The organism is Streptomyces sp. NPDC002867 (genome assembly GCF_053591895.1).
This window is the reverse complement of sequence record NZ_JBSFUR010000069.1, coordinates 10023-22435: the sequence shown is the minus strand read 5'-3', so window position 1 is coordinate 22435 and position 12413 is coordinate 10023. Positions and strand designations below refer to the sequence as shown.

The window sequence follows — 12413 nt, the reverse complement described above, 5'->3', positions numbered from 1 at the left end:
GTCGATGCCGATGCGGGGGTGTCCGAGGACTTCGGTGAACACGTCGTGGAGGAGGTGTTCGCGTGGGGTCGTGGGGGCTCGGTAGGCGTTGGTGGTGGGGAAGTGGGGTGCGGGCAGGGCGTGTCGGTCGATCTTGCCGTTGGGTGTGAGGGGGAAGGTGTCGATCACGGTCACGGCGGCGGGGACCATGTACGCGGGCAGCCGCTCGGCCACCCACTCGCGCAGCGCGGCCCCATCCGGCCGGATCTCCCCCAAGGTGTCCGCGGCAGGGGTGACGTACCCGATCAACTGCCGTACCCCGGGCCGGTCCTCGCGGACCGTCACGGCGACCTGCCCGACCCCGGGCGCCTGCGCGAGCGCGCCCTCGACCTCGCCCAGCTCGATGCGGAAGCCCCGGACCTTGACCTGGTTGTCGGCGCGGCCCAGGTAGACCAGCTCGCCGTCCGCCGTCCACCGGGCCATGTCGCCCGTCCGGTACATGCGCGCACCGGGCGCGCCGAAGGGGTCGGCGACGAACCGCTCCGCGGTGACACCCGGGCGGCCGAGGTAGCCGCGGGCGAGCCCGTCGCCGCTCAGGTACACCTCGCCCGCCACGCCCGGCGGCACCGGACGCAGCGCCCCGTCGAGCAGCCGGAGCCGGCTGCCGGGGACCGAGTGGCCCATGGGCGGCACCGTCCGGCCGGAGAGCGGCCCGGTCTGCGTCGCGATGACCGTCGCCTCGGTGGGACCGTAGGCGTTGACCATGTGACGCCCGGGGGACCAGCGCGCGACCAGCTCCGGGGAGCACGCCTCGGCGCCGACGACCAGGTTGACGCCCTCCGGCAGGCCGTCGGGCGGTATGACGGCCAGGGCCGAGGGCGCCAGCAGCAGGCAGCTGACGCCCAGTTCGGCCACCAGGTCCGCCAACGGCGGTCCCGGCGCGAGCCGTTCGGCCGGGGCGACCACCGCGGCGGCGCCGGTGAGCAGGGCCACGCACAGCTCCCACACCGACGCGTCGAAGCTCGGTGACGCGAACTGGAGCACGCGGGTGTCCGGCGTCAGACGGAGCAGGTCCTGCTGGTGCCGCAGCAGCGCGGCCAGACCGGTGTGGGTGACGACGACGCCCTTGGGGCGCCCGGTCGAGCCGGAGGTGTAGATGACGTACGCCGGGTGGCCGGGGCGCAGCGGCGCCAGGCGGTCACCGTCGTCGAGATCGGTGCCCGGCAGGTCCGGCACAGGCGCGTCGGTGGGACTGTCCGCGTCGTCCAGGTACAGCCGCGGCACCCCGGACGCCAGCGTCGGGTCGTCGGCCGCACGGGTCGTCAGCAGGAGCAGCGGGGCGGTGTCGTCGAGCATGCGGCTGACCCGGGCCCGCGGGTAGTCCAGGTCGACCGGGAGATACGCGGCGCCCGCCTTCATCACCGCGACGACGGCTGTCAGCGCGGCGATGCCGCGCGGCAGGGCGACCGCCACCAGCCGCTCGGGCGCGGCTCCCCGCTCGACCAGGGCCCTGGCCAGGCGGTTGGCCCGGGCGTTGAGCCCGGCGTAGTCGAGGGAACCGGCCGGGGAGAGCACCGCGCAGGCGTCCGGAGTGCGCCGGACCTGCTCCTCGAACAGCTCGGGGAACGTGCGCGGCGCCGGAGGCTCCGCCGCTCCGGGCAGCTGCCCCGCGGCGAGGACCTGCGTGCGCTCGGCGTCCGTCAGGACGTCCACCCGGGCCAGCGGAAGATCCTTCGGCGCCGCGAGGAACCGGGTGAGGAAGTCGGTGAACCGCGCCTGGTGCGCCGCCAGTTCGGCGGCGCTGTAGCGGTCGGGATTGGCCTCGAACTCGACCCGGGCGTCCCGGCCGTCCGGACCGGGATGGCAGGTGATGTTGAGGTCGGTCACCGGCCCGCCGGACAGCGTGTGCAGGACCGCGTCCCGTCCGGTGAAGGCGCTCTCGGAGCCCGTCGGCATGATGTTCACGAGCACGCCGAACATCTGCTCGTTCGTGCCCAGCAGCCGCTGGTCGCGACGGAGTTCGTCGTACGGGTAGCGCTGGTGCGTCAGTAGTTCCCCGAGCCGGCGGGCGACCTGCCGGACCAGGCCCACCCGGTCCGCCGCCGCGGTGACGGTCAGCCGCAGCGGGAGAGTGTTCGACAGCATGCCGGGGACGTTCCGGGACCCCGCCCCGACCCGTGCCGTGACGGGGACGCCGATGGTCAGGTCCTCCGTGCCGGTCATCCCGTGCAGATACGCGGCGACGGCCGCCATCATCGCCACCGTCCACGGAGCGCGGGCCTCCCGCCCCGCCGTGTGCAGCGCCCGCAGCTCGGCCTGCGACAGCGTCGTCGTCGCGGAGATCGCCCGTCCTGCCGCGCCGGTCGGCACGCCCGGCGCGAGACTGGCGGCCTCGGGCCGGTCCGCGAAGGTCCGGTCCCAGTACTCCTTGTCCGCCGCGTAGTCGTCCGAGGCGCGGTAGTCCGCCTCCTCGGCCAGCAGGGCGCGCAGGGTGCCCAGCGGCTCGCCCGCCGGCTCCGTCCCGGCGGCCAGCGCCTCGTAGACCGTGGCGATCCTGCGCGAGTGCAGCACCGAGCCGAAGCCGTCGGACAGGATGTGGTGGCTGCGCTGGTACCAGAGGCAGTGGTCGTCGCCGACCCGCATGAGCCAGTGCCCGGACAGCGCGTCCTTCAGCAGGTCCAGCGGGGTGGCGCGGTCGCGGTCCACGACGGCCCAGGCCGCCGCGAGGGGGTCCGGCTCGTTCCGCAGGTCGAGCTCCTGCCACATCGAGCAGCCCGGCGCGACCGGCCGCTGGTACAGGCCGTCCGGCCGCTCCACCAGCTCGACGTCGAAGCTGCCGCTCTCGCCCTCCGCCCGGCGGATGGCGCGCTGCAGGAGCCCGCCGTCCATCTGTCCCCGGATCTCCATGACGGCCACGGTGTTGTACGCCGGGTTGTCGGGAGCCAGCCGCTGGGCGTGGAACACCCCCCGCTGGGCGGACGTCAGGGGAAGCAGGTCGGTGTCGGCGTCGCGTGATGTCATCAAGTTCGTAACCGCTCTCGTGCACTACGACGGATCGGGAGCTTGAACCCCGGTCGATGCTGCATCGCCCGCTCGCGGGGAGACCAGGCAACCGACCGGCAATCGGTTCTGCTGGTCGAAATGCCGCCCGGCGGGCCGAGTTACCGGCCGCCTGCCTGGTGCGCGGTGGCCGGCGCGCCGACGCTGGCAGCGAGCCGGGTACGCCGATCCGCCGGTGTGCGCACCGGCCGAGCCGTGACATCCCGGAGAGGACGAGGACGTTGGGTATCCCGGACCGGGGCCTGCTCGACTGGCTGGACGAGGCGTCCGCCGAGCGTGGCCTGTACTACGCCAACCGCGACGGCGGCTGGGACTTCCTGTCCTACCGCGCCCTGGGCGACCTGGTGCTGAGGACCGCCGCCGCCCTGCGGGCGAACGGCATCGGGCAGGGCGACGTGGTCGCACTGGTGCAGCGCTCCAGCCCGGGCTTCGCCGCCGGGTTCTTCGGCGCGCTGGCCGCCGGTGCGACACCGTGCTCCATCGCCCCGCCGTTCGCCTTCCAGCGGGCCGACGAGTACGAGAGGCACGCCGGGCACCTGCTCGGGACCGTACGCCCCCGGGCGACCGTCTGCGACGACGAGTCGCTGGACCGTATCGCCAAGATAGCCGCGGACGCGGGGATCGCGGAGCCGGTGACCTTCGACGCCCTCGTCGCGGGAGTCGAGCCGCTGGAGCGGCCGATGCCGCTGCCGGAGACGGCGCTGCTGCAGTTCACCTCCGGGTCGAGCGGCTTCTCGCGCGGCGTGAACATCTCCGCCGACGCCCTGCGGACCAACCTCACCGGGATGCGGCGCTGGCTGGGCTGCGCGCCGGAACTGCCCGCGGCCAGCTGGCTGCCCGTCCACCACGACATGGGCCTGGTGGGCTTCCTGCTCAACGTCGTCGTCACCGGCTTCGACGGCTGGATGATGCAGCCGGACGACTTCATCCGCTCGCCGCTGCGGTACCTGCGGTGCATCAGCGACCAGCGTGTCGCCATGACCGCCATGCCCAACTTCGGCCTCTCGTACATCCTGCGCCGCGTGAAGCCCGCCGACCTGGAGGGCCTGCGCTTCGACTCCGTCCGGTGCGTGATCATCGGCGCGGAGCGGGTCGACCCGCAGGTGCTGCGGGACTTCCACGAGCTGCTGGGGCCGCACGGCCTCGACCGGGGCGCTCTGCTCCCCGCGTACGGCAGCGCGGAGGCCACGCTCGCGGTGACGGGTCTGCCGCCCGGCGAGGGCTGGTCGACGCGCGAGCCGGACGACGGCGACGCGGCGTCCCTCGCCGGCACGGCCGTGGTCGGCTGCGGCCGTCCGCTGGAGGGCAGGACGGTGAGGATCCTGTCCGAGGACGGAGAGGAGCTCTTGGACGGGCAGGTCGGCGAGATCGTCGTCCGCGGTGTGTCGATCGCGAGCGGATACGTCGGTGACACCGGCTCCGCCTCCGGAACGAGCCTCGACGGCCCGGGGCTGCGGACCGGCGACGCGGGATTCGTGCGCGAGGGGCAGCTCTTCGTGATCGGCAGGCTGGGCGACGGGCTCAAGGTCAACGGGAAGATGGTCTTCGCCGAGAGCCTGGAGACCCTGCTGCACCAACGGGGCGTTCCCGAGCGCCGCGTCGCCGTGCTGCTCGGCGTACGCGACGGCGTGCCGACGGGCGTGGCCGTCTTCGCCGGAGTCCAGCCCGGCTGGCGCCGGCACGCCCACGAGGTGCTGTCCGAGTGGCTGGGCGACGCGGAGCTCCAGTGCGTCGAGGTCCCCCGGGGCGGCATCGCGGTCACCTCCAGCGGCAAGCCGCGACGCCGGGTCATCTGGAAGGCGGTGTGCGCGGGCTGGTTCTCGGAGGCGACCCAGCCGCTGACGGCGGACTGAGCCCTGGGAGCAGCCCCGCACAAACCTGCCCGGCGCGCCCGCGCCGGGCAGATCTGTGCGCACCCGGGAGCCCGCGCGCTCCGCGCGCCGGGGGATAGGCGCGCGTCGCGCCCCGCCGACAGGTACGCGCGCATGAACCGCGCGCCGTGCAGGCCCGTGCGGGGCCGCGCCTCCGGCGGCGACGCCGGGCCGCGCGGGGCCGGTGTGCGGACGTGGGGACGGCCCCCGGGCGGCGCAGCGCGCTCGGCGCCGAGCACGTCCGACTGCCCCCGCTCCGCGGCGGGCGCACAGGTTTGTGCGCGCCTCGCGCTGGCGCGCCGGCCTCGTGCGTGCCCCGCGCCCGAGGCGGCGAGGGACCCTGCCGACGCGCCACGCGCCGGGCACGTCCGTGTGCACCGTGCTCCGCGTATCGGGTGGAATACGCGCGCGTTGCGCCCCCATCTGCCCCGCGCCCGAGCGGCGACGGCCCTGCCCGCCGCGCAGCGCGCGCGGGCAGGGCCGTGTGTGGTGCGCTTCGGGCGCCGTGCAGGCCCGTGCGGGCCCCGCGCCCGCGGCGACCGGCCGGTCCCATGGGGGGACGGTCGGCATCACGCCGGAACGCGAGGGGCTCCCTGCCCGGATGGGGGAACAGCCCCCGGGCGGCGCAGCCCCCCGGCGCCAACGGTGCGCCGGGCAGCGTGAAGCCAGGGGCGCCGTGCCCAAGGCGCGGCCCCGCGCCGTGCGCACGAGGAACCGGCCGGCTGCGCGTCGGGGGTCGCGGAGCCGGCCGGTGGCAGGGAAGTGCGGGACTACCGCACCGACATGGTCTCCGGGCGCACCAGGTTCTCCGCGAGCAGGAGTTCCTTCACCCGCTCCGACAGCATGCCCAGCTGCCGCAGCACATGGATCACCTGCTGGAACAGCAGCTGACGGTAGGTGGCCATCATCGGATTGGTGCGGGCGAAGCGCACACCCGTCTCCACGTCGAGCTCCATCCGCTCCCACACCTCGCGGAGCATGAAGCGGCGCGACATCAGCCGGATGGACTCCAGCAGGAAGTCCTCGCGCTCACGCAGCTCGGCCGAGGTCACCTGCTGGTACATGCCGGTCAGCGCCGTGACGCCGAAGGCGATGTGCCGGGCCTCGTCGCTCGCCACCATCCTGGTGATCTGCCGGATCAGCGGGTCGCCGAACCCGCTGCTCGCGAGCCGGAGCCCGGTGATCGCCAGACCCTCCATGACCACCTGCATACCGAGGTAGACGATGTCCCACCGGGACTCCGACAACACGTCGTGCAGCAGCGTCCCGAGACCCGGGTTGACCGGGTAGACGGTGCCCAGCTTCTCGTCGATGTACCGGGCGAACGCCTCGACGTGCCGCGCCTCGTCGGCGACCTGGGACGCGGCGTAGGTCTTGGCGTCCATGTCCGGAACGGTCTCGACGAGCCGGGCCGTGGTCACCAGCGCCCCCTGCTCACCGTGGAGGAACTGGCTGCACATCCACGCCTGGTACTCCCAGCGGAACCGGGTGAGAAGTTCGCGCGGCACCGGACTGCCCTCGCCGACGACGAAGGACGCGAGCCGCGCGCCGTTCTCCTCGGTCAGCTCGGCCCCGAAGTGGACGTCGTGGTCCCAGTCGATGTCGGTGGTGGCGTTCCACTGCGAGGACTTGTTCTTCTCGTACAGACTCCACACCCGGCTGTCGCGCTTGCCGTAGTCCCAGTTCAGGATCGTCCGGCTGATTGCCTCGACCTCCATGAGGTCCGCCTTGGCGGCGTCCAGGGTGAAGAACGTCGTGTCGGCTGCCTCGTCAGGAACAACGGTCATCGCTGGGCGATCCCTTCAGGCGCAAAAGCAGAGCAGGCAGGACTGTCGGGACTCATCCTCGGCGCGCGGCCCGGCCACCCTCCAGGCAGGCGCGGGGCAACTGGGCGGCAGACGGGTTGCCGGTCCCCGTGCCTGGTCCCGTTCGCCGCAGCCGCCGCACGATGACCCGCAACAGGGGGCCACCGCCCCGGTAAGACGCCGGCCGACGAAAGGAGCGGGATGCGAACCCATGCCGCCGCACGACCCTCCCACCCCGCGAACACACCGACGCGTGGTGTGGACAGTCCGTGGATCGTCGGCCGTGTGACCGCGTCCAGCCCCCGCCTGCGGCTCATCTGCCTGCCGCAGGCGGGCGGCAGCGCCCGGTCGTTCGCCCCGTGGCGGCTCACGCCCCCGGACGGTGTCGAACTCGCGACGGTGGAACTGCCCGGTCGCGGTGTGCGCGGTGCCGAGCCGCTGCCCGGCACCCTCGAGGAACTGGCCGACGCCGTGATCGACGGCATCGCGGACGAGTTCGCCATGCCCTACGCCCTCTTCGGCCACAGCTTCGGCGCGCTTCTCGGCTACGAGATCGCCCTCCGCATCGGCAGGCGAGGCCTGGCACCGCCGCGCGCGCTGTTCGTCTCCGCGTCCAGGGCGCCACACGTCCCGGTGGGCAGGCGGATCACGGACCGCGACGACGAGGGCCTGCTCGACTGGCTGGAGGGGTTCGGCGGGTTCCCGCCCGAACTGCGGGAGTACCCCGCCTACTTGCGGTACGCGCTCCGCACGGTCCGGGGCGACCTGACACTCGCCGAGGCGTACCGCAGCCCCGCACCCGTCCCGGTCGGCTGCCCCCTGCACGTCTTCGGCGGCGCCGGGGATCCGCTGGTGGACGAGGCGCAGCTGGAGCGCTGGCGCGACTGCTCGTCGGCCGGGTTCACCGTGCGGCTGCTGCCGGGCGGGCACGACTACCTCTTCACCGGTGCCGCGGCCGTGCTCGGCGCCGTCACGGCGGCGCTGCCATGACCGGCCGCGTTGTCGCGTACACCCGGGCACCGCTGCGGGGCCCCTTCCCCAGGGAGTTGTGAAGATTGAACGATCTGACCGGCATCACCGTGATCGAGGCGCACGGCGGAGAGCTGGGATCCATCGTGCACCGGTACGCGCGGGCGATCGACGAGGCCGTCGCCGCGACCGGAGCCGTACTGATCAGGGGGGCCGCCGCCGACGGTGTCGGTGCGTTCCAATGGGCCCTCGACGAGATGGGCTTCAGTCCGCTGGAGTACACCGAGCGCTCCACGCCGCGCAGCGAGGTCGGCGACGGCGTCTTCACCTCCACCGAGTATCCGGCGCGTGAGGTGATCCCGCAGCACTGCGAGTCGTCGTACGCCGGCGCGTGGCCCGGACGGCTGGCCTTCTTCTGCGCGACCCCTGCGGAGACCGGGGGAGCGACGCCGGTCACGGACGTCGCCGGCGTGCTGGAGGACATTCCCTCCGAGGTGGTCGAGGCGGTGGAGACCCTGGGCCTGCGCTACGTGCGCAACTACGGCAGCGGCGTCGGCCTCGACTGGCGCGAGGCGTTCCAGGCCGCGAGCCGCGAGGAGGTGGACCGGCTGTGCGCGGCGGGCGGCCTCGAACGGGAATGGCTGGACGACGACTGCCTGCGCACGGTCCGCCGCGCCCCGGCGACCGTGACGCATCCCCGCACCGGGCAGCGCGTCTGGTTCAACCACCTGCTGCTGTTCCACCAGTCCTCGCTCCCGGGCGGTCTGCGGGCGGACCTGGTGGCCCTCCTCGGCGAGGACGGGCTGCCCAACGACGTGCTGTTCGGGGACGGTACGCGCATCCCGGACGACATGGTCGCCGCGGTCCGCTCGGCGTTCGGGCGCCGTGCCGAGCGCTTCGACTGGCTGCGTCACGACCTGCTGGTGATCGACAACATGCGCTGGTCGCACGGCCGGGAGGCGTTCACCGGGGAGCGCAGGGTGCTGGTCTCCATGTCCGACCTCCTCACGCGCGCCGACCTGCCGGAACCGGCCCTCCGTCGCTGAAACCCGCCGGCGCGCGACGGCCCGCCGGACCGGTCCGCCGCCGTACGCGTCCGGCGGTCCGTCCCCGCCCGGCCGCCCGGCCGATCCCGCTCGCCACCGGCATTCCGCCCGGCCGGAGCGCCTTCCGGCGGGCAGGAAACTGCCGGTCGGCTGCCTGGCCCGCCGTCTCAGCCGCGCGACATCATCGCCGCAGTGGCCGAGAACGCACCACGCCACCTCCACGCCTTCCGATGACCAGCCGCCCGCCCTGCGCGCCCGCTGACCGCTTCCGGGGAAGACCAGACAGTGAACGAAGTGACACAGTCGCCCATCGAGTCCGCGCTGCCCCTCACGCCGCTGCAGGAGGGCATGTTCTTCCACGCGCTGTACGACACCGAGGCGGTGGACGTCTACAACATCCAAGCCCCCTTCGAGCTCGTCGGGGACGTCTCGGCAACCGCACTGCGCGCGGCCTGCGCCGCCACGCTGGCACGTCACGCCGTGCTGCGGTCCGGCTTCCGCCAGCGGGGGAACGGGCAGTCGGTGCAACTGGTGCGGCGCACGGTGAAGACGCCGTGGACGGAGCTCGACCTCTCCGCGGACCCCGAGCCCGTGCGCCGGAAGAAGCTGCTGGCCTTCCTCGAGGAGGAGCGGCTGCGCCGGTTCGACATGGCGGCGCCGCCGCTGATGCGCTTCGCCCTCGTGCGGCTGGGCCAGGACCAGTACGCCTTCGTCCTGACGTACCACCACATCCTGCTGGACGGCTGGTCCCTGCCGCTCGTGCTGGAGGACCTGTTCACGCTGTACCACCAGGAGGCCGGCGGCGGTACGGGCAACAACGCACTCGCCCCCGTCACCCCCTTCTCCCACTTCCTGCGGTGGCTCTCCCGCCAGGACCGCCCTGCCGCCGAAGCCGCCTGGCGCGAGGCGCTGCACGGGCTCGGGGAGCCGACGCTCGTCGCTCCCGGCGCGCCGGCGGCGGGCGTCGGCGCCATGCCGGGCCTGACGTACGTGACGCTCCCCGAGGACGCGACCGAGGCCCTGGTGGCGACCGCCCGGCAGCACGGTCTCACCCTCAACGCCGTGGTGCAGGGCGTCTGGTCGCTGCTGCTGTCGCTGCTGACCGGGCGGGACGACGTGGTGTTCGGGCAGACGGTGCACGGCCGCCCGCCGCAGCTCCCGGGCGCCGACTCCGTGGTCGGCCTGCTCATGAACGCGGTTCCGGTCCGGGTACGGATCGACCCCGCGGAGTCGCTGGCCGCCCTGTTCACCCGCGTCCAGGAGGAGCAACTGGCGCTGGCCCCGCACCAGCACCTGGGCCTGGCCGAGGTGCGGCGCCTGACCGGCCTCGACACGCTCTTCGACACGTCCACCGGGTTCGGCAACGCACCTTTCGGCTGGACCTCCGTGCGCGACCGGGTGCCCGGCCTGCGGATCGTCCCACTCACCGAGGACGCGGCCGACACGGCGGACGCCGAGGAGAACGGCCGGCAGGAGATCACCGGCGCCACCCACTACCCGCTCAGCGTCGTCGCGGTCCCCGGCCCCCGGCTGCGGCTCCAGATCAGCTACCACGGGGACCGGTTCGACGGCGCGCGCCTGGAGCTGGTCTGCTCCCGGCTGAGGCTGCTGCTCGACACCTTCGCCGGGGCGCCGGACACCTCCGTCGCCCAGCTCCCGCTGCTGACCGCCGAGGAGCGGGCGCGCGTCCTGGACGAGTGGGGCCGCGGTCCCGAGGCGCAGGCGGTCTCCGGCCACAGCCCGGCGACCCACTCGGTCTCCGGCCACGGCCCGGCGACGCTCGTGCGGCGGTTCGCGGACCGGGTGCGCGAGACCCCCGACGCGCCGGCCGTCGCCGACGCCGAACGGACGCTCGGCTACCGCGTGCTCGACGAGGCCGCCAACAGGATGGCCCGGCTCCTGCTGGGCCGGGGAGTCAAGCCGGGTGACCTCGTCGCCGTGGCGCTGCCGCGCGGCACCGACCTCATCGTGGCTCTCCTGGGCATCCTCAAGGCGGGGGCCGCGTACCTGCCGGTCGACCTCGGGTACCCCCGGGAGCGCATCGCGTTCATGCTCGCCGACTCCGCTCCGTCCGCCGTGATCTGCTCCGACGACGGCCACCCCGCGCTGACCGGGCACCCGCGGCCGGTCGCCGTCGCCGATCCCGCCGTGCGGGCCGAACTGGCGGCGCTGCCGGGCCACGACGTGGACGACGCGGAGCGCGGCGCGCCCGTCCGGCCCGCGGACCTGGCCTACGTCATCTACACGTCGGGATCGACCGGGCGCCCGAAGGGCGTCGCGGTGGAGCACCGTACGGTCGACGGCTACCTCACCTTCGCCCGCGCGGCCTACCCCGGCCTCGCCGACGCGGCGCTGGTGCACTCGCCGCTGTCCTTCGATCTCACGGTGACCGGCATCTTCGGGCCGCTGACCTCGGGCGGCCTGGTCCGCATCGTCGACCTCAACGACTTCGACGCCCCGGCCGGGGCCGAGGGCCGCGCCGCCTTCGTGAAGGCCACGCCCAGCCACCTGCCGGTGCTCACGGCGTCCGCCGACTGGTACTCACCGACCGGCGAACTCGTACTGGGCGGTGAGCAGTTGACGGGCGAGGCGCTGGCCGCGTGGCGCGCCCGCCATCCGGGCGCGACGGTCGTGAACGAGTACGGCCCCACGGAGGCGACCGTGGGCTGCATGGAGTACCGCATCGAGCCCGGGGACACCCTCCCGCAGGGCGCGGTGCCCATCGGCCGGCCCGTCCCCGGCGCCCGCGTCTACGTCCTGGACCGCTGCCTGCGCCCGGTCCCCGCCGGCGTGCCCGGCGAGCTGTACATCGGCGGCGACGTGCTCGCGCGCGGCTACGTCGGACGGCCGGGCCTCTCCGCGGCCCGCTTCGTCGCCGACCCGTTCGGCGCGCCGGGCGCCCGCATGTACCGCACCGGCGACATCGCCTGGTGGCGGCCCGACGGGACCATGGTCTACGGGGGCCGGACCGACGACCAGGTCAAGGTCCGCGGCTTCCGGGTCGAGCTGGGCGAGATCGAGACCGTGGTCGCGAGCGACCCGGCCGTCGCGCAGGCAGCCGCGGCGGTACGCGAGGACCGGCGCGGGACGCCGCGTCTGGTGGCGTACGTCGTGGCGGCGGCGGGCCGGGACGCCGAACTGCCCGCCCTCGCCGAGCGGGTCGCGGAGCGGCTGCCCGCGTACATGGTGCCCTCCGCGTTCGTGACGCTGTCCGCCCTTCCCCTGACGCCCAACGGCAAGGTCGACCGGGCCGCGCTGCCCGCGCCGGAGGAACCGGACGCGCAGCGGCCCCAGGACTCCCGGCCGGGCGAAGGCGCGACAGACGATGTCGAGGCGGTGCTGGCGGGGCTGTTCGGGCAGGTGCTCGGTAGGGACGCGGTGGGGGCGGGGGATGATTTCTTCGCTCTGGGCGGTGATTCGATCACGGTGATCCAGTTGGTGGCGCGGGCGCGTGAGGCGGGTCTGCGGTTCACGCCGAAGCAGGTCTTCACGCACCGCACGCCTCAGGGCCTCGCCGCCTTCCTGCACCAGGACGAGGAGCAGCCGTCTCAGGCGTCACAGCCGGCCGACGCGCGGCAGCCGCAGCGCGAAGGCGCGACAGACGATGTCGAGGCGGTGCTGGCGGGGCTGTTCGGGCAGGTGCTCGGTAGGGACGCGGTGGGGGCGGGGGATGATTTCTTCGC

At 74.0% G+C, this 12413-nt stretch carries 6 protein-coding genes; 4 read left to right on the top strand and 2 right to left on the bottom strand.

The window, feature by feature from the left end; all coding sequences use genetic code 11:
• On the bottom strand, positions 1-3000 hold a 3000-nt coding region (locus ACWD0A_RS32650; RefSeq protein ID WP_451304039.1), incomplete at its 3' end, for an amino acid adenylation domain-containing protein.
• A 260-nt stretch (positions 3001-3260) separates the two neighbouring features.
• Between ACWD0A_RS32650 and ACWD0A_RS32645 the strand changes: the two genes are divergently transcribed.
• Positions 3261-4892, top strand: coding sequence for an AMP-binding protein (locus ACWD0A_RS32645; protein ID WP_451304037.1), 1632 nt, complete (start codon positions 3261-3263; stop codon positions 4890-4892).
• 788 nt (positions 4893-5680) lie between these two features.
• Here the strand turns inward: ACWD0A_RS32645 and ACWD0A_RS32640 are convergent.
• Complete coding sequence (locus ACWD0A_RS32640) at positions 5681-6697, bottom strand: ferritin-like domain-containing protein (RefSeq protein ID WP_451304035.1); 1017 nt, start codon at positions 6695-6697, stop codon at positions 5681-5683.
• A 303-nt stretch (positions 6698-7000) separates the two neighbouring features.
• On the opposite strand from ACWD0A_RS32640, the gene ACWD0A_RS32635 reads away from it, so the two are divergent.
• From ACWD0A_RS32635 to ACWD0A_RS32625, 3 genes are all read left to right on the top strand, one after another.
• Positions 7001-7705: a thioesterase II family protein gene (locus tag ACWD0A_RS32635; protein WP_451304033.1), complete on the top strand. Its 705-nt coding sequence runs from the start codon at positions 7001-7003 to the stop codon at positions 7703-7705.
• 65 nt (positions 7706-7770) lie between these two features.
• Positions 7771-8730, top strand: coding sequence for a TauD/TfdA family dioxygenase (locus ACWD0A_RS32630; RefSeq protein ID WP_451304031.1), 960 nt, complete (start codon positions 7771-7773; stop codon positions 8728-8730).
• Between the two features lie 294 nt (positions 8731-9024).
• A partial coding sequence (locus tag ACWD0A_RS32625) for a non-ribosomal peptide synthetase (RefSeq protein ID WP_451304029.1) occupies positions 9025-12413 on the top strand: 3389 nt, incomplete at its 3' end.

Coding starts and splice junctions, on each gene's coding strand:
- ACWD0A_RS32640 (WP_451304035.1), bottom strand. CDS start 6,697: ATGACCGTTGTTCCTGACGAGGCAGCCGACACGACGTTCTTCACCCTG.